This window comes from Streptococcus sp. 2022WUSS083 (genome assembly GCF_044427155.1).
GTDB classification, from domain to species: domain Bacteria; phylum Bacillota; class Bacilli; order Lactobacillales; family Streptococcaceae; genus Streptococcus; species Streptococcus hashimotonensis.
Window position 1 is genome coordinate 311,948 of the sequence record NZ_JAOTGK010000003.1, and the last position, 21,354, is coordinate 333,301.

Here is a 21,354-nt window from a genome sequence, read left to right on the forward strand (position 1 = left end):
AGGCTTGAACACATTGGTTCAGGCCTTTTTGTCTGTTCTTTCTTGGTACCAATTTCTCACATAGATCAATTCATCCTGACTTAGAAAATGCCCTTTGTCAAAACGAGCTAGGTTGGCTCTGGGAAAGGCTGACGCTTGCCAATCATCTACAAGATTTTCAAGAGTGACTGGGTCGACATATGGGTCATTCTGCCCCAGTGTAAACAAAATCTCTGCTCTGCTATTTTCCCTAGGAAACGCATAATCTAAAGCCGAAGGGTGGAGCAAGATATAATTGTCCGCCAGATTTGACTGTTTGGTCAACAAACCCATGATGAAGTTGGCACCATTTGAAAAGCCAACAAAGGTAATCTGTAGATAGGGCTGGATGTCTAAGTCCTGCCAAAAATCCAGAAAAGCCGACAAGCGCAGTTCAAAATCGACAAGATCCAGCTGACCGTCAATGAGAGGTGCAAAGAAACGCCTTTCCCTGCCTTGACCCCAACTTCCATCCAAGGAAAGGACAGAGTCTTCTGGATCCAGCTGTTGGCGGAGAAAGAGCATGGATTCCTTGTTGCCGCCTGTTCCGTGGGAAAAGACCAAGAGACGGGGACTGGTCCCTTTGATAAAGCAATAATCCATACTTCATTTCTCCTAATAACGCTGGGAGAGATTTTTTTCGATTTCCTGTCTGTCCTCTTCAAAAAAACTTGGCAAGAACAGTTCAACTTTATCCAGCAGCTTATCTTGTCTTGGCATGGTAGCCTCTCTTTCGCCAGCCATGGTCGCAACCTCAAACATGAGATAATTGGGCGCTCGGAAGTACAGGGAATGCATGAAATCTCGATTGATAATCCCAGAATGTGGACGATTGATGAGATTTAAGCGACTAATCAAGTCTTCCAAGTCAGACTCATCTAAGACACCAAATGCAATATGATGAATAGCCCCAACTCCCATCACGCTGATTGGCGACTCTTGGTCAAGGATCAAATAAAGTCGATGTTGGAAGGTGTTGTCAAAGAGTAGAGAAATCACCATCTTATCTTTAAAAACAAATCGGCTTTCCTCGACAAATCCAAAGGTTTCGGTCAGCAAACTTAGTAATGCCTTTTCTTCACGAATTCGCATGTGAAGACTGGCAATACCAAGAATGGCGTATTCCGACGAAATTTCATCTGTTTCATACGGAAACATCTCTCCAAGTGAGTCATGATAGGTCAAGCCAAGCAACTGCCCATCTTCATCTTGGAAATTTAAAATATGTCCATTTCCAAAGGCCTGAATTCCTTCGTTTTCCACTTCAAACTCTGTCAATCTTTTCTGCCAAAATTCCAAGGCAGCAAAATCTTTGACTAGAAAAATGGTTCGTTCCAAACGATTGCTGCCAGGCCGATGACTAGGATGACTGGGCATATCAAAAATGGTAAATTCCGTTCCATAGCGGCCTTCATCATCACCGAAAAAGAGATGATACATGCTTGAATCTTCTTGATTGACAGTTTTCAAAGTCAATTTTAATCCGAGAATATGATGATAAAAATGATAGGCTTGTTGAATATTTCCTACCAAGCTTGAAATGTGATGAATACCTGTATTGTTCATAAGATGGCCTCACTGATTATGATAGACTTATTTTATCACTAATTATTGATATAAAACAATCTTTTGCTCACGATTGACAGCCAAGTAATAAAAAACTTCCCTAACCATTGCTGATTAGAGAAGGATATTTCTTAAAAAATGAGACCATAAAGGAGAGCCGCAAGCAAGCCTCCGATGATTGGACCAACTACTGGTACCCAAGCATAACCCCAATCCGAATCTCCCTTGTGCTTCAATGGAAGAATGGCATGCATGATCCGAGGACCAAGGTCACGCGCAGGGTTTAGGGCATATCCTGTTGGACCACCAAGAGAAACTCCAAGGGAAACAATCAAACCGCCGACGATTAAAGTGCCAAGACCTGTTGGAAAATCATACTGACCGAAAGCCAGTAATCCCAAGACCAAAACAAAGGTTCCGATTGCTTCGCTAATTGTATTCGAAACAAGGTTGCGGATGGCAGGACCAGTAGAAAAAGTTGCCAATACAGCACCAGTGTCTTCTGTTGCATCGTAGTGATCTTTGTACATGAGGTAGACCAAGATACTTCCGATAAAGGCTCCGAGGAATTGGGCAAGAATGTAAGGGACTACAGAAGCCCATGGGAGATTTCCTGCAAAGGCCATTGCAGTTGATACCGCTGGGTTGAGGTGGGCAGGTCCCAATAAACCACTCACAAAAGCTGCCATGGCTACTGCTAGACCCCAACCAATTGTGATTACAATCCAACCAGCATCCTTGGCCTTACTCTTATCTAGTACTACCCCTGCTACCACACCATTACCTAGTAAGACTAGTAAGGCGGTTCCCAATACTTCACCGATTAATTCATTTGTCATTATGCACCTCTTATTATTTATCTTTCAAATACGCCAAATCATTCTTAACAAGCGTATCAGCCAACAATTGTTCCTGTTGCGCAACTTCTTCTTCTGACCAAGCATAGTACGCTGCCATTTCTTTCAAAATGTCTGGTGCTACTGCATCCAACTGCTCACGCATAAAGAGCATGTAGTTGGTACGACGGAGAAGATAGTCAACTGCAGTTAAAGTCATTTCTTCCTTCATAGCATAGTGAAGGGAAAGCAAGTCACGCTTGTTCAAGTCAGAAACGGCTTCTACCTTATGGTTCAAGGCAAATACTTTTGGCGCATTTGAGCCGTACAAGTTTGCCAAGTAAAGTGCATCATCATAGACAAGACCTTTCTTCACACCTAGTTGAGCAAGATGTTCGATTTCTTCTGCAACGTTAGCTGGGTTCAATTCACCACCAGAGACTGGGTAGGTTTTAGAATTGATGAGTTTGAAGCTGCGACCATATTCTTCTTTAAGGATGTCTGCAACCTTTTCCATTGCTCCTTCGGCCATCTTACGGAAGTCCGTGATTTTACCACCTGCAAGAGTCAGCAAACCATTGTCATCACGATCAAGGGCAGAGCCACGTGATACTGCCGAAGGATCCAAGTGTTTTTCAGAAACACTACCTTCCAAATGTGTTAAATCGTGTTCCACATCGTCACGAGTCTTTTCATTGTTCAGATAGCCTTTGACGGTTTCAATCAAGCTATTAAAGCTGTCATCGCTGAGTTTTCCGTTATTTCCACCATTGTAGTCAGAAGCACCATTTCCAGACAAGAGGGGACGAAGACCTGCCCAGCCGCTCTCGATGTCATCCAAGGTCAAGTTTGCTTCTGGGAAGCGATTGTTGACAATATCAAGCAGGTAGTCAACGTCTTCTTGAGTTACCATCGGATTCGCCAAATCACCAGTGTAGTCTGTATCTGTCGTACCAAAGTAGGTTTTATTTTCACGTGGAAGGACAAAGACCATGCGACCATCTGCGTGACCTGTATCAAAATAAGTCGGCTGTGGCACAGACAAGCGAGAACTATCGACAACAAGGTGCACACCCTTGGTTGGACGCATTTGAAGGACACCTGAGCCTTCGCCACCCAGATTACGGACTTCATCACTCCATGGTCCTGTTGTATTGATAACCAAACGTGCACGAATTTCAAAGGTGCTATCTGTCAGTAAGTCACGAGCGACGATACCGACAACTTTTCCAGCCTCATCTTTGATGAATTTCTCAGCTTTGACACGGCTGGCAATCAAGGCACCGTCTTTAGCTGCACGTTTAATATTTTCAATTACCAAGCGAGCATCATTGTTACGGAAGTCGAGGTAAACACCGCCACCAATCAAACCTTCTTGCTTCAAGTTTGGTTCGCGTTCAAGTACTTCTTCTTTGGTCAAGACCTTATTGGCCATATCGGTATTGTTGACGCCAGCCAAGAGGTCATAGAGGTCCATAGCCACTTTCAAGCGAAAAAGACTAAAGGTAGAACCTGGCTCATCATAAACTGGTAAAAGCATTGGGTCTGGTTTTGGAATATGTGGGGCAATATTTTGTACTACTGCGCGTTCAGATACGGTATCGGATACCACTTCCACATCAAATTGTTTGAGGTAGCGAAGACCACCGTGGACCAATTTGGTTGAGCGACTTGAAGTGCCTTCTGCAAAGTCTTGCATTTCAATCAAGGCTGTTTCCATACCGCTTGCTGCTGCCTGCAAAGCCACACCAGCACCCGTAATACCACCCCCGATAATCAAGAGGTCAAGTTGACGATCCTGCATTCGCTCAATAGCTAAGCGTCTTGTTTCTTTTGAAAATTCCATACGATTCACTTCCTAACATTCTAATAGAATTGTCTAGCTAGAAGAAAGAATCCTTTCCCCTAGCTAACAAGTCCTTTATTGCTCTTCATCCACTTCTGCAAATAGTTGAGTTGCTGCGACAGCTTTTTTCCATCCCTTGTAAAGTTGTTCTTTACGAGCTTCGTTCATGGTTGGTTGGAAGGATTGACCGACAGCGTTGAGTTCTTTCAATTCATCCAAATCTTTCCAGAAACCAACTGCTAAACCTGCTAAGAATGCTGCTCCAAGAGCTGTAGTTTCAAGGTTTTGAGCGCGTGCGATTTCAATACCCAAAATATCTGCTTGGAATTGCATGAGGAGGCTGTTCATTGCTGCACCACCGTCAACCTTCAAGACAGAAATATCAATCCCTGTATCCAATTGCATGGTATCAATAACATCACGAACCTGATAAGCAATGGATTGAAGAGTTGCTTTGACGAAGTCTTCTTTTGTTGTACCACGAGTGAGACCAAAGACTGAACCACGCGCATCTGAGTTCCAATACGGAGCTCCAAGTCCTGTAAAGGCTGGAACAACATAGACTTCATCATTGCTGGTTGACTTACGAGCAAGCTCTTCTGACTCAGGTGATGTAGTCACCATTCGCATGCTGTCACGGAGCCATTGAACCGCCGAACCAGCGATAAAGATAGAGCCTTCAAGCGCATAATAGACTTTGCCGCCGATACCATAGCCAATTGTTGTGAGAAGGTTGTTCTGTGACAACTGCATCTCTTTACCTGTATTCATCACGATGAAAGAACCAGTTCCGTAAGTATTTTTCACCATACCTGGCTCAAATGCCAATTGTCCAAATAGAGCTGCCTGTTGGTCACCTGCCATACCTGAGATTGGCACTTCTGCGCCATAGAAATGGAATGGAGCTGTTGTACCGTAAACTTCAGAGTTTGAACGAACTTCCGGCAACATGGCTTTTGGAATATTAAGAAGAGATAAAATTTCATCATCCCATTTCAACTCTTCAATGTTGTAGAGCATGGTACGAGCTGCGTTTGAATAATCCGTCACATGGCATTTCCCATCGGTCAATTTCCATACCAACCAAGTATCAATGGTTCCAAATAGAATCTCACCTTTTTCAGCACGTTCCTGCGCTCCAGGGACTTGATCCAAAATCCAACGAACTTTGGTTGCTGAGAAGTAGGCGTCGACTACAAGTCCAGTCTTTTTATGAATCATGTCTGCATGACCATCCGCCTTCAGCTGGTCAGCAATATGAGCTGTTTGACGAGATTGCCAGACAACGGCATTGTAAATTGGAAGACCTGTTTCCTTATCCCAGACAACGGTTGTTTCACGCTGGTTGGTAATACCAATTCCTTCAATCTGGTCAGGACGAACGCCACTTTCGATAAAGGAACCTGCAATCACAGACTGAACAGAATTCCAAATTTCATTGGCGTTGTGTTCAACCCAACCTGGTTTAGGGAAAATTTGCGTAAACTCTTTTTGGTAACTGCCAACTTTTTCACCTTTTTTATTGAAGATAATGGCACGTGAACTTGTAGTTCCTTGGTCAATGGCCATGATGTATTTTTCAGTAGACATAGGTCTCCCTCCTGTTTGTTTATCTTTTTTGAAAACGCTTCCGTTTTCTTGGTAACTCTATTCTAACCCATTCTTGTGAATTTTTCCTATCATTTTTTTCAAAAAAATAAAAAAATCTGATAAGCAGTGGCTAGAAAGATGATTCTATCAACTGTTATCAGAATTTATAAAATAAATTTTTCAAGGTTAAATGCACTTACATTTTTCACAAAGACTATCTGACATTGTCTAGCGATGCTCGATAGGAAAAGAAGTTTTGGTCGCCATAATCTCTGATTGACAGGACTTTTGATGGTATATCTCCTGTATCCATGCCTTTAATTGTACAATGTCTTGGATTTTCAATCGATTTCCTAGGCAATAAATTGGAAGGCTTGTATTTTCGAGGTAATCTGTAATGATCAAATCATAGTCATACCCTGCTTGATAGGGCTCAATAAGAACCTGACGATTGCCTTCTAACTTCTCCCTTAGTTGCAACAAGAGAGGATAGGATAGAACCTCGTGTAGGGAAGAAGCAAAAGCAACCTTGACCTGTATAGGCTGGACCTGACCAAAATAAATATACAAATCCGCAATATTTGTCAGATAAGAGTTCCTTATTTCTTTATTGACTTTTCTATGAAAAACTGATTTATAGACGTCTTTTAGCAAGTCTTCTGCTTCTGGATAGAAACTAGAAGCTTCTACTTCTTCCAGTTCAACGGAAGAATAAAAGAAATATAGCTGGCTCATAATTTGGTTCAAATGATAGAGCGCTTCTTCTGAGACTGGTAAATTTTCCTCAAAATATAACCGTAATTTCTGAAGAGCCAAAGAGGTAGCTTCCATAATCGGCCCACCGAAACCAAGAACCTGCTCTAATTGATGCGGCGCTAAAATGAAATGGCTAAACAGGAAAGCAAACAATGCCATAATCTCCCCTTCTTGGAAAGAGGTGGATTGTTGCTGACTTAGTGTAAAATACATCTTTCTCAAACGTCGGTAAAACTTATGTTCTTGATAGGGTTCCATCAATTTGTAAAGGGGCTTAAAATCTAGCTGTCGCAATCGAGAGCGTTGCTGTGAAATCATTAACCACAATAAAAGACGATGGGCTTGCTTGGGATTGAGCGGCGATTGATAGAAGCGTTCGAAAACCGGCAATAAGGCCTCTATTTTCCCAAGCACAAACTCTTCTTGTAATTCCGCTCTCCTAGTAGTCAAACTCAACATTTGATGTAAAAAGTACCGTATTTGAAGCTCACTACCTTTTAGACGACCACTTTTGATTCCAATACCAAATTCTGCCAATATCTGGTTCAAAGAAGCAAGATGGCGATTCAGAGTCGCTTCACTTATCAGCAATTCTTGAGCCAGCTGTTGAATAGAGACCTCTTCCTTATCAGATAAATAAACAATAATTTGATATTTGGTACTGGTTTGACAGAGATAGGCTAGGATACGATGAAGACTCAAACTGGCCTTTTTCTTCAAAAAGACCCTTTCATCTTCGAGTTGAAAAGAGAGTCCCAAGTCGGCTGCTTCTTCATTGAAAGATACAATATAGCGAAGAAGAGTTGATTTTGACAATTCTAAATAGTAACAAATATCCTTTAGTGATGGTGCCTCTTTCCTATCTTCTAAGTAGAGGAGAAGCTGATAAATGGCGCGCTCACGCTTTTCCAATAAGGAATCAATCCGCATAGACACCCTCCCCATCAACCTGATAAAATTGCCGAATATACTCTTGAGCGGCCTCTACGATGAAGGGGACCAGAGGAGTATTTCCAGGAAGACAGAGCCAAGAATGTTCTACCAAGTCAAAGACGGTCAAATCCTTTGAAATCGCAAGAGACAGTACATCCATCTGCTCAATATAATCTGCAGTAGAAACGAGTTGTCCCCCTATGATGCGTCCACTCGTTTCTTCGACAATTAGTTTGAAATCTACTAAAGTTGGTTCCCACTGGCTATATGGCCTTCTAATCCGAATTGATTTACTCTCCAACCACAAGCTCGCCTCGCTCTCGGTCAAGCCAAGGCTAGTTATATAATAACCAAATACATGACTAGAAACAATCCGCTGGGCTCTCTTAATAGGAGCAATCCTCTTTTGCAAATTTCGAGCAGCCATCCTCCCTGTCATAATCGCATGATGAATCATTGGAAGATATGCCTGTCCAAAATAATCTACTGGGAGACTAACCAAATCACCTACAGCAAAAATATTCTCTTGGCTTGTTTCAAGAAACTCATCCACCCATACAGTCCCTTCTGCAGTCACTTTTAGCCTATCTTTCACTAGCTGAATATTGGGCGTCAAATTGGTGGATGGTAAGACTAAATCAGCTTGATAGTTACCCGTGACTGTATGACAAACCAGCTGTTCTTCCTGAGTATCAATCGTTATCTGATTGACTGTTTCGGATAAATGAAGTTGGATTCCTCTTTTTTCTATCTCTTGACGAATCGGTGCAATCATATCCTCATCAACGTACTTTGCAAGGAGCGAATCTTGCGCTTCAAACACATGCAAATTCAAATCCAACTGGCTAAGTGCATCCAAGCTTTCCAAACCAATCTGTCCTGCCCCGATCACTGCAACTGTTTTTGCATTTGTCAATTTCTCTAGACTAGCTTGTGCTTGAGATAGCGTTTTTGAACGAACTAGATAGTCTTGAAGTTCTTCCGTTCCCCATTCCCATGTTTGACTCGCTCCCATAGCCAATATTAGTCGGTCATAAATAATATCACCTATATCTTGATGATGCCGTATCTTTACCTTTCGCATTTCGGGATAAACTGCGAGACATTCTGTTTCAAAAAGACAAGAAATAGCTGCATGCTGCACCTCACTGAACAAAGAAATCTTCGCATCTTCCCAACCAGAAATTTTTCCTGCCACTTTCCAATTCAAGGTATTTGGAAAGTAAGCCACATCTTTTTCTCTATCAATTAGTGTTATCTGAGCATTTTGATACATTTTTCGACATTCCAAAGCTGCGCTTAAACCAGCAAAGGAGGCGCCTATAATAACAATATTCATACTTAATCCTTTTATCGTTTTTAGTTATTATATCAAGAATGACAAAAAATTGAAAAGGCTTGCAACTGGAAAAACACACCAGATAACTGATGTGCTTGTGTAAAATTAAATAAACCTACGAAGAGGACAAGAAGCTCCACTTGGTTAAAATCGTTTTCCAAATTCCTCACTCTTTATGCTCTAACTCACGTAAAAATACTTCGCTTTTTTGTTTTCAAGCTCAGTTCTTCTGTGGTCACCTTCGTATTTCTTGGTGACCTGCTGATGTACTTCGCTTTTTTTGTTTTCAGACTCAGGTACGAATAGACCACCGGTCTATTCGTATCCCCCGAACAAGCCTCGCTTTCGTATTTTCAGGCTCGGGTCTTCTGTGGTCACTTTCGTATTTCTTGGTGACCAGCTGAAACAGTTCCCCGAACTGTTTCACTCCCCTGGACGTTGCTCGCTCTCTTGTTTCTTGGCTCACGTTAAAATAGTCACTCCCCTGACTATTTTAATAATCCGGTCGTACGACTCCTGTCACTGTGGCTTTGGTTGCTTCGTAGTCGCCGTCAACGACTACTTTGATAATGCGTTTGGCATCTTCTTCTGGGCATGGAACCAACGGCAAGCGGAGTGGACCAACTTCAAATCCAAGGTAATTAAGAACCGCCTTAACTGGTGCAGGACTTGGATATGAGAAGAGGGCATTGACTTTCGGAATGAACTTGCGTTGAATAGCGGCTGCTGTTCGAATATCTTGTTGTTCGATGGCTGTAAACATCTCATACATCTCATCACCATTCGTGTGAGATGCAACAGAAATCACACCATCTGCTCCCAAGTTCATTGCATGGAAAGCATCGCCATCCTCACCTGTATAAATCAAGAAGTCTTCTGGTTTATGCTCAATTAGGTAAGCCATGTTGGCAAGGCTTGTACACTCTTTAACACCGATGATGTTTGGATGCTCAGCCAAACGTAACATGGTTTCTGGTGTCATTTCAACGACAACACGACCTGGGATATTGTAGATAATAATTGGCAAATCAGAAGCATCCGCAATAGCCTTGAAGTGCTGATACATTCCCTCTTGAGAGGGTTTGTTGTAATATGGCACGATAGCAAGCCCTGCCGCAAAGCCGCCGAATGCCGCTACTTCTTTGGCAAACTCAATCGAGTCGCGCGTATCGTTTGTACCGATACCTGCAATCAAGGGAACACGACCATTGACAATTTTTTGCACAGCACCAAATAGTTCCAGTTCTTCCTCGTGTGTCAGGGTTGGACTTTCGGCAGTTGTTCCTGCTAATAAAATCCCTTCTGTATGATGGGACAACAGATGCTCAATCAACTCAGGTAAAACTTCAAAATTAATCGAGCCATCTTCTTTGAAAGGGGTAATCATTGCTGTAATAATTTTTACATCACGTAAATCTTGAATAGACATAGGCTTCCTCTCTTACTGATTGTTGCTAAAAAAGGCTGAGTGCAGCCTTTTGTGTACTTTTGGTTAATAAAATTATTTCAATTCAAACTTCAAGTCTGCCGTTGGACGAACTAGACCACGCTCATGAAGGGTTTCAGCGATTTGAACAGAGTTCCATGCAGCGCCTTTGAGCAAGTTGTCAGAAACAACCCACATGTGAATACCGTTTTCCTTATCCAAATCTTTACGGATGCGACCAACAAAAGTATCGCGACTACCAACAGCATTAATCGCTTGCGGATAAATTTGATTAGCCACATCGTCTTCTAAAACAGCCCCTGGAAAGGCTGCAATAGCTGCCTTCACTTCATCAATCGGTGCAATTTCTTTAGTTTCGATGTAAACAGACTCAGAATGGGCAGACAGGACTGGAATGCGGACGCAGGTTGCAGAAACAGCAATGCTGTCATCTTCCATGATTTTCTTAGTCTCTTTTGTCATCTTCATCTCTTCATAAGTGTAGTCATTTTCAGTGAAGAGGTCGATTTGTGGAATAGCATTGAAACCGATTGGGTAGTGCTTCTTATCGCCACCAGAAGGAAGAATATTCGCTTCTACCGCTTTGGGTTCCACGCCATCATTCAAGACAGAACGAAGCTGAGCTTGCGTTTCCAAGATAGCTCCCATACCAGCACCAGAGACTGCCTGATAAGTGGATACGATGATCCGCTCCAAGCCCCATTTCTGACGAACAGGCTCCAAGGCAACCATCATTTGAATGGTTGAGCAGTTTGGACAAGCAATGATACCATTGTGGGCATCAAGCGCGTGAGCATTTACCTCAGGAACAACCAGAGGAACATCTGGATTTTGACGGAAGTAAGAGGTATTGTCAACTACTACAGCTCCTGCTTTTACAGCGTAAGGAGCATACTTGGCAGATGTAGAGCCACCAGCTGAGAAGAGGGCAATATCGACACCTTCAAAGGCTGTTTCTGTTGTTTCTTCAATGACAATATCCTGCCCCTTAAACTGCAAGGTCTTGCCTGCTGAACGGGCAGAAGCAAGGAAACGCACTTTCTCGATTGGAAGTGTTGACTCTTCCAACATTTTAATCATTTGGGCACCAACTGCACCAGTGGCACCAACAACAGCTACTACATAGGCCATAGAAATCTCCTTTAAGTCAATTCTTCAAAATTTTCTAAAAATTTGTTATTTCATAATTATACCACAATTTCAGTAAATGGAAAGTCTGAAATACAAAAAAAGCCCACCATAAAGGTGGGCAAGGGCATCGTTTCCGATGAGAATAGAAGGTTCACACAACTATTCAAGGTCCGCTCCTGCGTTTCAATTTAATGAAGACCTCCCTAGCGTCGAATGTGACAAAGTCACTACTCGGCTCATCGCATGAATCTATTCTACCATAATCTCAAGGATTTGCAAGCCTGATTACTCCATTCGTTCTTGAATGGTTACTTGTACTCTATCACCAGCCTGTTTTCCAATAGTCGCTCGAATAGCCTTTTGAACGCCAATAATGTAACAGATATTGCCTGCTTCATCCTTAACTCCCATATTGACAATGGAGCCATCATAGGGATGATCATCAAATCTGGCATGGACCTTTACCCTCCCCTTGCCAAACTCTTCTCGTATATCATAGGGAAAGATGACATAGGCTCCACCCTTATCTGGTACTGGATGGATAAGGGCTTCAAATTCATAGACTTTAGACATGGCTCCTCCTAGATGTACTTACTAGCCTCACGGATGGACAAGCCTGCCATTTGGGAACTGTATTTGTCAAGAAAAGTTCGGACCCAGTCAGGATTGGTCTTAGAATAATCCCGTAAGCTCCAGCCAATCGCCTTGTTGATGAAAAATTCAGTCTGATTGAGATTATTGATCAGGATTTTCTCCAACAGCTCCGTATCCGTCTTTTCTTTTTGCAATAACTGGTGGTCAATGGCAATCCGTCTCAACCAGAAATCGTCATCCAGACTCCATTCCAAGATGGTCTGCTTGGCCTCTGAATTGTCCAAAACAATCTTACCGACTAGTTTATCTAATCCATCAATACTATCCAACCAAGACTTGCTTTGAGCCAGTTTTTTCAAGCGGGGTAGGTCAGCTAAGACTAGATCTTTTTTCTTGGTGACCAGGTAATCAATGGCGACATACTGAAACTCCCGGTAGGGGCTGGCCCAACAAGCCTCTACAAAATCCCAATCAATTCCCGGAGCCTTAAAATCTTTGAAGAATTGCCTAGCAACTTTCCGTCGATCAGGTGTCCGAACACCTAGAAAGTCAAAGTGATTCTTCATATAGGCTTTCATGGGTTGAGCTTGACTGGCATCCGCCACAGCCAACAAGCATTTTTCTAACTCTTCAATCTTCATTTTGCTTACCTACAAGAGATTTTTGAAGCCAAACAATATCATGCCATGTATCAAATTTATAACCAACTTTTTTGAAATGAGCTACCTGTTCATAGCCCCTCTTCTCATGGAGTGCTATAGAGGCTGGGTTTGGTAGGGCAATACAGGCTAAGAAATTTTTAAAACCACGCGCGGTCAGTTCCCTTTCCAAAGCATTATAGAGAAGAGTTCCAATTCCTTTTCCACGTGCTTCTTGCTTGATATATACAGATAATTCTACCGTCCAATCGTAAGCCGCACGGGCATAGTAGGTTGAAGCATAGGCATACCCTACAAGAGCTCCCTCTTCAACTGCGACCAGATAGGGAAACTTCTCCAAGGTCTTTTCAATTCGACTCGCAAAGGCTTCGACAGTCGGCACTTCTGTTTCAAAGGTAATAGCGGTCTTTTCTACATAAGGAGCATAAATTGCCACAAGGTCTGCAGCATCCTCTATCCTTGCGGAACGAATATCTATCATTTAGTTCTCCAATAATTCTCTATCATAAATTGTATAATCACAACGGTAGATAATTAACCGTTTGCCATCAATCAAGAGTTCAGAAGTCTTAGGTGCATCAGATGCATAAAGAGACACTCTATCACCTACATAAGTAGCAAGCGGTGTTCCGTTTTGCGAACGAATCAAAACCACCTTTGCCTTACCTGTAAAATCATTTTTGAGACTAGATACCATACGGTTAACAAGCGGAATTGCACGATCGTAATTTGCAATATCTACTGTGGTCTGATATTTCGCATACAAGTCTTCCAAACCTTCTTCTGCTGCAATCAAAGATGAGCCTACGTGGTCAATTTCGTAATTCCCAAGTGTCACCTTCAAGACCGACGAATCCGCATTGGAATAGCCTTCGGCATCCACCGAGTCAAATTCCTGATTCCGCGAAATCGATAGGGACTTACCAGACATTTCATCTATCAATTGAGAATTTTCATCGTATGTCCGTACCGTCATCTCCAAACCAATCCATTCTTCTTTGGTATTTTTCCACCAGTTAGAAATTGACTGACAGGCAGACAAACTAACAAGGCTCAAACCAAGAACAACAGATAACATGATTTTCTTTTGCAATTTCATATAATAGTCCTCCAACATATTTTACTTATTATATCATGGAATACAAAAACCGAGAAAAAATAGATAGACCTGAGATAATAAAAAGATGGCTATGATAAACTATAGCACGGTAGGGATAGGTGACATCTACTAAATTAATATAAAGGAAGTCATTTTATGAAACAATTCTGCGCTAAACACAAAATGAAGCTACTTATTTTTTTAGCCGTTTGGAGTTTTTTCTCTGGCTGTAAAGTTCTTCTTACCTTTTTTGGGAAACCGGATGGAATGGACGGAAAATATCCTCTCTTCTTTCTAACTATTTCCTTAGTTGCACTTTATGTCCTCCCTATGATTCTTATCATTCGTTATGTAGCGAAACGTTTTGATATTTCTAAAAAAGTTATCCATCTCAGTTGGATTTTAGGTATAACAGCTAGTTTTTATTTCTCTGGTATTGGTCAAACACTTTTAGGAGCTTTTTGGTTATTCATCGTCAAACCACCTCAAACATTTATCCAAAACTGGGGAGCAGCTGTCACCGCCCCCTTCCATGAAGAATTTGGTAAGGGCCTAGTTGTACTACTCGTACTCCTCTTGCTCAAAAAACTTACTCTAAAAAATGCCGTAGTCAGCGGTATGATTGTAGGTTTGAGTTTCCAAATTATTGAAGACGGCCTCTATGTCTTCCAACAAATCTTTAAATCTAAAGCAGATGGCTTCGCCACTCTTATCGAACGTATGCTTCACGCTGGCGGAACTCACTGGGCCTTCTCCCTTGCATTCGCAGTCGGTTTGGTCGCTCTCGTCTCAAAAAATAGTGGCATGTCTAAAAAACAAGGACTTTTCTGGATGCTGATGGCTGTCTTAGCACACTTTTTCTTGAATACTCCATTCAACGAAGGACTAACATCTAACTCTGGTGAAATAACCGTTCTCATGCTCTGCTTTAGTTTCTGCGTGGTACTTGCTGCATTTTTCAAAGTAGACCAAATTGAAACGACTCAGCACCACCAGTAACACATACTAAAACAAGCCTGCATTGACAGGCTTTTATTATGTTACAAACCACGTATTCGAAATGGTTGTTGATTCATCAATATCTATTACCAATCTTTATCCCATTCCAATCTGTCCAAGAAATCGCAGATAATTATAAAAAACCGCCCCTTACAGGCGGTCACGATTCATCAAAGAAAAATGGTCACTCGATGATCTTGATACTAGTCTAGGAAACGAAGCCGCAGATTATACTTGAGTATAGGCAGACAGCTTCCCTCCCTAAAGTATTAAAAATTAAAAACATCATTCAAATTCTCAGCCATAGTCGGATGGGTGAAAATCTGCGTCTTGAAGTAGGTATAAGGAATCTTATTGTCAATTGCCATAGCAATCAAGTTAATCAACTCTTCTGAATTACGACCAAATAGTGTTGCACCCAGAACTAGCTTACTTTCCTTGTCCACGATAACCTTGAAAATGCCTTTGAGGTCATTATTGACATGGGCACGCGGCATATTGGCAACAGGCAGTTCATTGGCAATGTAGTCGTAACCTGCTTCCTTGGCTTCCTTCTCGGTCAGACCGACACGAGAAAGCACAGGCGTGATAAAGACACTGGTCGGAATAGACTTACGTTGGCTCAAGTTATAAGTTCCAGTCCCAGTCAACTTGCCGAAGACGATACGGAAGTCGTCTAGGGATGTGTAAGTGAATTGTGGACCGCCATTGACATCGCCCACTGCATAGACACCTGGAACTGTCGTTTCGCAGTAGTCATCCACCTTGACAGCACCATTTTCCAAAAGCTCAATCGCTGTATTTTCCAAGCCCAAGTCAGCAGTGTTTGGCACACGACCTGTCGCATAGAGGACAGCGTCAAAGACTGCCGTTTCGCCATTGACCGTCACGGCAACTTGATCGCCCGCAGCTGCTACTTGCTCGATTTTCGCACCCAAGACGAAGGTCACGCCAGATTCTTCCATATACTCCTTGGCTAACTTAGCAACCACTTCCTCTTCTCTTGGTAAAATAGCAGAGCTGGCTTCATATATCGTCACCTGACTGCCGAGTTTGCTGTAGAGTCCAGCAAATTCCAGACCGATGTTACCTCCGCCGATAATAGCCAACTTGTCAGGACGAGTTTCCAAGTTCTGAATACCTGTACTATCATACACGTGAGCTGTATCCAATAAACCTGGAATTGGAAGCACGCGCGACTTAGCACCTGTATTGATGACAATGGTTTCCGCAGTCAGTTGGATGGATTCCTCACCAGCTGACACTTCCACAACCTTATCCGCCACAAAACGCGCATGTCCTTGATACAAACTAGCACCACTGCCTTTTAAGACTGCTTCGTTTTTGTTCCGCAAGCGAGTAGTGACGGTCTCTTTTTGTTCCATGACCTGCTCGAAAGTCCAGTTTTTATCTGCTGCTACCAAGAGGGTCTTGGTTGGAATACAGCCGATATTGATACAAGTCCCGCCAAACATAGCAGGATTTTCCTCTACTAAGGCAACCTTCTTCCCAGCCGCAGAAAGCTTACCTGCCAAGGTCTTACCAGCCTTTCCAAAACCAATGACTACTAAATCATATTGTTCCATAAAATACTCCTTTTATTTTTTCAACATTAGTCTATCAAAAAAGGAAATTTTTGGCACAATTCTGCTACGGCCTATTATGGAGGCCTAGTTACAAGAAAAAACATTACAATAACTGAGAAGGCTTAGATAAAAAATAGGCGGATTATAGACAAAACGTACTCATTTTTGATATAATGTATCCATACACTAGTTTATTGATACAGAAAGGTCAAACTATGAAAGAAAAATTTCAAATGTGTAAAACCTATCTTCCAGTCGTCTTAGCAACGATTGGATTTGTCAACGGTTGCAAAATTATCTTCGGAGAATTAGGTAAGCCAAATGGCATGGAAGCTAAATATCCTCTCTTTCTCCTCACAATTTCCTTGGTCGCTATTTACATCATCCCCCTACTAGTACTGACATATTCCTTAGCTAAACGCTATAACATCTCCAAGAAAATTATAGGTCTTAGCTGGCTTTTAGGCTTAACAAGTAGCATCTCTTTTTCTGAACTGGGACATACGGCTATCGGATATTTCCTGCTCGAAATCGTTAAAGCTAGTAATAATTTCCTAAATGACTGGGGCGCAGCTATTTCAGGTCCATTGGCAGAAGAAATCGGAAAAGGGCTAACTGTTCTACTTGTACTGCTTATTTGTAGAAAAATGACACTAAAAAATGCATTGGTAAGCGGAGTGATTGTTGGATTAGGTTTCCAAATCATGGAAGACATCACCTTTGTTTTTAGAGACATGTTCATGAATAAATTAGACGGCTTTGAAACCATTCTTGAACGCGTTGGTCAAGCTGGTTGGGCCCATTGGGTTTTCACGCTTCTCTTTGCCATTGGCTTAGTAGCCCTTCTCACGAAAAATACAGGTATGTCAAAAGCACAGGGAGTATTTTGGATTGGTGCAAGCTTTGGAATCCATTTTCTCTTTAATTCACCATTCAACACGGGCATCTTCCAGACGGTGTTTCCTATCTTGAGTATTTTCCTTGGCTTACTTGCCTATCAAACGGTTGAGAAACTATCTGAATAGACAAAAAATCCGCCTTTGAGCGGATTTTTTATATTCTTGTTAGAACAAGCCGATAGCTGTCCCATCTGCCGCCACATCCATGTTGAGAGCTGCGGGTGCTTTTGGCAAACCAGGCATGGTCATGACATCACCTGTTAAGGCAACGATAAAGCCTGCTCCTAATTTTGGAACAAATTCACGGACTGTAATGTCAAAGTTTGTCGGCGCTCCAAGGGCAAACTGATCATCTGAGAAGCTGTATTGGGTCTTGGCCATGCAGACTGGCAACTTGTCCCAACCATTCTTAGCAAATTCAGCCAGCTGGTTACGAGCCTTCTTCTCAAAGACAACGCCTGTACCACCGTAGATCTGCGTAACAATCTTGGTCACTTTCTCTTCCAAGCTATCCTCAGACTTGTAAAGACGTTGGTAGTTTGCTACTTGGTTATCAATAGTAGCAACAACTGTCTCAGCCAATTCAACACCACCATCAGCGCCATTTGCCCAAACACTTGCCAACTCGACAGGTACGCCAATTTCAGCGCAAAGTTCTTTCAACGCGGCAATTTCATCAGCTGTATCAGATACAAATTCATTGATAGCAACAACTGCTGGAATACCGTATTTCTGAATATTTTCAACGTGACGCTTCAAGTTAGAAAAACCAGCTTTCACAGCCTCTACATTTTCAGTAGAAAGTTCTGTCTTGGCTACACCACCGTGCATTTTAAGCGCACGCAGGGTTGCTACAATCACCACAGCATCAGGAGCCTTAGGCAAGTTCGGTACCTTAATGTCAAGGAACTTCTCTGCTCCAAGGTCAGCACCAAATCCTGCTTCTGTGACGGTATAGTCCGCCAAACGCAGAGCAGTTGTGGTAGCGAGGACTGAGTTGCAGCCATGAGCAATGTTAGCAAATGGACCGCCATGGACAAAGGCTGGCGTGCCATAGATGGTTTGGACAAGGTTTGGTTTAATGGCATCCTTCAAAATGAGGGTAAGAGCACCTTCCACCGCCAAATCACGCACGTAGACAGGACTGCGATCGAAACGATAACCGATAACAATATTTGCCAAACGTTCTTTCAAGTCATTGATGTCTGTCGCCAAGCACAAAATCGCCATGATTTCAGAAGCGACCGTGATATCAAAACCATCTTCACGCGGAATACCATTGAGCGGACCACCCAAGCCCACTGTTACCTTACGAAGGGCACGATCGTTGAGGTCCACAACACGTTTCCAGATAATACGACGTTGATCAATGCCAATCACATTCCCCTGATGGATATGGTTATCAATCAAGGCTGAAAGGGCGTTGTTTGCTGTGGTAATGGCATGCATGTCGCCTGTAAAATGCAAATTGATGTCTTCCATAGGCAAGACCTGAGCATAGCCACCACCTGCAGCTCCACCTTTGATCCCCATGACAGGTCCCAAAGAAGGCTCACGGAGGGCAATCATGGTTTTCTTGCCAATTTTAGACAAGGCATCTGCCAAACCGATAGTAATAGTTGATTTACCTTCACCAGCTGGCGTTGGGTTGATAGCTGTCACCAAGATCAATTTCCCTGGCGCATTGTCTTTCACCGCATTGATTTTATCAAAGGACAATTTTGCCTTGTATTTTCCATAGAGTTCAATATCGTCAAAGCTGATACCAACTTTTTCAACGATTTCTGTGATTGGTTTCAAGGTTACACTTTGTGCAATTTCAATATCTGTTTTCATGAGAGCTCCTAATTTCCTTATTTTTTATGGACATTATACCATACCACGGCTTATTTTCGCATATTTTTTACTATTTATTCACTAACGTACGGAATTTTCAGAAAAACTACAGTTTTCCTTACTTAAACAGATACAAATTTTTAAAAACTGCATTCTCATCATAGCTCTACACTTCCATCTAAGACTGGTTTTAGTTAGTTTTTTCAAAAGAGAGTCAATATTCCTTTAAAAATTGCCTTGATGAGTAAGCAAACGACCGCTTGCATAAAGCACTTCACCATCTAATATAGACCCTTATATTTTTTTGTATCAGCAACATCATTTTCCAGTGTCACAGATTGATTAGCAAATAGATTAGTGCAAACTTTACGAAAAATAAAAATTCTAGTAAAATATGAACATGAAACTATTGATTACATCAGGCGGAACAAGCGAAGCTATCGATCAAGTCCGCGCTATTACAAACCATGCTTCTGGAAATCTTGGAAAAATCATTGCCGAACAAGCCTTGAAACGCGGTCATGAAGTTACTCTTGTGACTACAAGACAGGCTGTTAAACCAGATTCTCAGAAGAATTTAACCATTATCGAAATTACAAATGTTGATAGTTTGAAAGAAACATTAGAACCTTTAGTCAAAACACATCAGGCTCTGATTCATAGCATGGCTGTATCCGATTATACACCTGTTTATATGACTGGTTTAGATGAACTAAGAGCAACTGAAGACATTTCTAGTCTACTAAAAAAACAGAATACAGAAAGTAAGATTTCATCCAAGGATGACTACCAAGTTCTTTTCTTGAAAAAAACTCCCAAGGTCATTTCCTATGTAAAAAAATGGAATCCAGCTATCACACTCTTTGGCTTCAAACTATTGGTTAATGTTCCTAAGGAAGAATTATTTGCCGTAGCTCGCCAAAGTATTGAACGAAATGGCGCTGATTATATACTTGCTAATGACTTGAAGGATATTGGAGAAAATCAACACATTGCCTATTTAGTTGATAAAACAAGGGAGATTCAAGCACAGACAAAAGATGAAATTGCTCAGCTCATTTTAAATACCTTAGAAAAAGGAGAACAAAATGGCTAATATCACACTTGCCGTTACTGGCTCTATTTCAGCCTACAAAGCAGCTGACCTAACTAGTCAATTGACCAAGCTCGGTCATCGGGTTACAGTCCTCATGAGTCGCTCTGCTATGGACTTCATCACACCTTTGACTCTCCAATCCTTGTCAAAAAATCTGGTTCACACAGATGTCATGATTGAAGAAAATCCTACTCTTATCAAGCATATCGATATTGCCAAAGAAACAGACTTATTTTTACTTGCCCCTGCTTCTGCCAATACGATAGCTAAATTAGCTAATGGTATGGCTGACAACATTATTACGGCAACAGCTCTGGCTCTGCCAATTGGTACTAAAAAACTGCTGGCACCTGCTATGAATACTAACATGTACCTCAATCCTGCTACCCAGAAAAATATCAAAACCCTCATGGAGTATGGTTTTGAGGAAATCAAACCACGTGAAGCCCTGCTTGCTTGCGGCGACTTTGGTACAGGTGCTCTGGCCGAGATTGATGTGATTCTAAACAAAGTAATGGAGGTTCTAAATGAAAACAAATAAATCTAGGGACGTTGCGACTCTTGCAATATTTCTAACAATCATGATTGTCATTGAAGTGGTCAGTCAGATGATTTTTGCTAATTTTATCTTGCCAATAAAACCGACTATTACCCATATTCCCATCATCATCGCTTCCATTCTTTACGGTCCACGCTTGGGGGCACAACTGGGTGGTTTTATGGGAATAATGAGTATCATCCGCAATAGCATAATCCTTTCACCGATGAGTTATGTTTTCTCTCCTTTCGTAGAACATGGAAACTTCAATTCTATCCTGATTGCCTTAGTTCCACGTATTTTAATCGGAGTTACACCATATTTTGTTTACAAATTGATGAAAAACAAAAAGGGGCTCCTACTAGCAGGTCTTACTGGTACCTTGACAAATACAATTTTTGTCTTGACTGGTATCTTCTTCCTATTTTCTAATGTATATGCTGGGGATATAAAATTGTTACTAGCTAGCATCGTCTCATTCAATTCTATTGCAGAATTAACCATCTCCGGTCTCTTAACCATAGCTATCGTTCCAGTTTTACAGAAAGTTCAAAAATAAATATCAGAAAATCACGTGAAAGCGTGA

Annotated in this window: 20 protein-coding genes; 5 read left to right on the plus strand and 15 right to left on the minus strand. The window is 41.8% G+C overall.

Features of this window, described 5'->3' with window-relative positions; translation table 11 throughout:
• Nucleotides 1–18: 18 nt before the first annotated feature.
• The 13 genes from ODU41_RS05480 to ODU41_RS05540 all read right to left on the minus strand — a co-directional run bounded on the left by ODU41_RS05480 (nt 19) and on the right by ODU41_RS05540 (nt 13,814).
• On the minus strand, nt 19–621 hold the full coding sequence (locus ODU41_RS05480; protein ID WP_398578741.1) for an alpha/beta hydrolase: 603 nt from the start codon (nt 619–621) through the stop codon (nt 19–21).
• A 12-nt stretch (nt 622–633) separates the two neighbouring features.
• The gene (locus tag ODU41_RS05485) at nt 634–1,584 is read right to left on the minus strand and encodes a VOC family protein (RefSeq protein ID WP_044681928.1); all 951 of its coding nucleotides are present in this window, start codon (nt 1,582–1,584) and stop codon (nt 634–636) included.
• 131 nt (nt 1,585–1,715) lie between these two features.
• Entirely contained in the window at nt 1,716–2,423 is a 708-nt protein-coding gene (locus tag ODU41_RS05490; RefSeq protein ID WP_044769622.1) for an MIP/aquaporin family protein, read from the minus strand.
• 13 nt (nt 2,424–2,436) lie between these two features.
• Entirely contained in the window at nt 2,437–4,266 is a 1,830-nt protein-coding gene (gene glpO, locus ODU41_RS05495; RefSeq protein ID WP_105150816.1) for a type 1 glycerol-3-phosphate oxidase, read from the minus strand.
• 75 nt (nt 4,267–4,341) lie between these two features.
• On the minus strand, nt 4,342–5,856 hold the full coding sequence (glpK, locus tag ODU41_RS05500; protein ID WP_172129197.1) for a glycerol kinase GlpK: 1,515 nt from the start codon (nt 5,854–5,856) through the stop codon (nt 4,342–4,344).
• A gap of 228 nt (nt 5,857–6,084) precedes the next feature.
• Nucleotides 6,085–7,542, minus strand: a complete 1,458-nt coding sequence (locus tag ODU41_RS05505) for a helix-turn-helix domain-containing protein (RefSeq protein ID WP_332442155.1) — start codon at nt 7,540–7,542, stop codon at nt 6,085–6,087.
• Complete coding sequence (locus ODU41_RS05510; RefSeq protein WP_105183802.1) at nt 7,532–8,884, minus strand: FAD-dependent oxidoreductase; 1,353 nt, start codon at nt 8,882–8,884, stop codon at nt 7,532–7,534. The genes ODU41_RS05505 and ODU41_RS05510 overlap by 11 nt, the downstream gene beginning before the upstream one ends.
• A 493-nt stretch (nt 8,885–9,377) precedes the next feature.
• Nucleotides 9,378–10,313: a 4-hydroxy-tetrahydrodipicolinate synthase gene (gene dapA / locus ODU41_RS05515; RefSeq protein WP_002935444.1), complete on the minus strand. Its 936-nt coding sequence runs from the start codon at nt 10,311–10,313 to the stop codon at nt 9,378–9,380.
• 72 nt (nt 10,314–10,385) lie between these two features.
• The gene (locus tag ODU41_RS05520; RefSeq protein ID WP_044693001.1) at nt 10,386–11,462 is read right to left on the minus strand and encodes an aspartate-semialdehyde dehydrogenase; all 1,077 of its coding nucleotides are present in this window, start codon (nt 11,460–11,462) and stop codon (nt 10,386–10,388) included.
• A 285-nt stretch (nt 11,463–11,747) separates the two neighbouring features.
• Nucleotides 11,748–12,035 (minus strand): DUF1905 domain-containing protein, encoded by a 288-nt coding sequence (locus tag ODU41_RS05525; protein ID WP_074391193.1) that lies wholly within the window; start codon nt 12,033–12,035, stop codon nt 11,748–11,750.
• A gap of 8 nt (nt 12,036–12,043) precedes the next feature.
• On the minus strand, nt 12,044–12,697 hold the full coding sequence (locus ODU41_RS05530; protein WP_398578742.1) for a DNA alkylation repair protein: 654 nt from the start codon (nt 12,695–12,697) through the stop codon (nt 12,044–12,046).
• A complete protein-coding gene (locus tag ODU41_RS05535) occupies nt 12,687–13,196 on the minus strand; it encodes a GNAT family N-acetyltransferase (RefSeq protein ID WP_074391195.1) in 510 nt (169 codons plus the stop codon). The genes ODU41_RS05530 and ODU41_RS05535 overlap by 11 nt, the downstream gene beginning before the upstream one ends.
• Nucleotides 13,197–13,814, minus strand: a complete 618-nt coding sequence (locus ODU41_RS05540; protein WP_029752268.1) for a DUF5052 family protein — start codon at nt 13,812–13,814, stop codon at nt 13,197–13,199.
• 267 nt (nt 13,815–14,081) lie between these two features.
• Here ODU41_RS05540 and ODU41_RS05545 point away from each other — a divergent pair, with 267 nt between their 5' ends.
• Nucleotides 14,082–14,813, plus strand: a complete 732-nt coding sequence (locus ODU41_RS05545; protein ID WP_398578743.1) for a PrsW family glutamic-type intramembrane protease — start codon at nt 14,082–14,084, stop codon at nt 14,811–14,813.
• A 269-nt stretch (nt 14,814–15,082) separates the two neighbouring features.
• Here ODU41_RS05545 and ODU41_RS05550 read toward each other — a convergent pair whose 3' ends face one another.
• Entirely contained in the window at nt 15,083–16,399 is a 1,317-nt protein-coding gene (locus ODU41_RS05550) for an FAD-containing oxidoreductase (protein WP_248018005.1), read from the minus strand.
• Between the two features lie 215 nt (nt 16,400–16,614).
• Between ODU41_RS05550 and ODU41_RS05555 the strand changes: the two genes are divergently transcribed.
• Nucleotides 16,615–17,424: a PrsW family glutamic-type intramembrane protease gene (locus tag ODU41_RS05555; RefSeq protein ID WP_044676451.1), complete on the plus strand. Its 810-nt coding sequence runs from the start codon at nt 16,615–16,617 to the stop codon at nt 17,422–17,424.
• 39 nt (nt 17,425–17,463) lie between these two features.
• Here ODU41_RS05555 and ODU41_RS05560 read toward each other — a convergent pair whose 3' ends face one another.
• Entirely contained in the window at nt 17,464–19,134 is a 1,671-nt protein-coding gene (locus tag ODU41_RS05560; protein WP_044752917.1) for a formate--tetrahydrofolate ligase, read from the minus strand.
• 400 nt (nt 19,135–19,534) lie between these two features.
• Here ODU41_RS05560 and ODU41_RS05565 point away from each other — a divergent pair, with 400 nt between their 5' ends.
• Genes ODU41_RS05565 through ODU41_RS05575 form a run of 3 tightly spaced genes read left to right on the plus strand, consistent with a single transcriptional unit; the run spans nt 19,535 to nt 21,327 of the window.
• Entirely contained in the window at nt 19,535–20,230 is a 696-nt protein-coding gene (locus tag ODU41_RS05565; protein WP_024382938.1) for a phosphopantothenate--cysteine ligase, read from the plus strand.
• Nucleotides 20,223–20,771, plus strand: a complete 549-nt coding sequence (gene coaC / locus ODU41_RS05570) for a phosphopantothenoylcysteine decarboxylase (RefSeq protein ID WP_398578744.1) — start codon at nt 20,223–20,225, stop codon at nt 20,769–20,771. The genes ODU41_RS05565 and coaC overlap by 8 nt, the downstream gene beginning before the upstream one ends.
• Nucleotides 20,758–21,327 (plus strand): ECF transporter S component, encoded by a 570-nt coding sequence (locus tag ODU41_RS05575; RefSeq protein WP_014638079.1) that lies wholly within the window; start codon nt 20,758–20,760, stop codon nt 21,325–21,327. The genes coaC and ODU41_RS05575 overlap by 14 nt, the downstream gene beginning before the upstream one ends.
• Nucleotides 21,328–21,354: the final 27 nt, after the last annotated feature.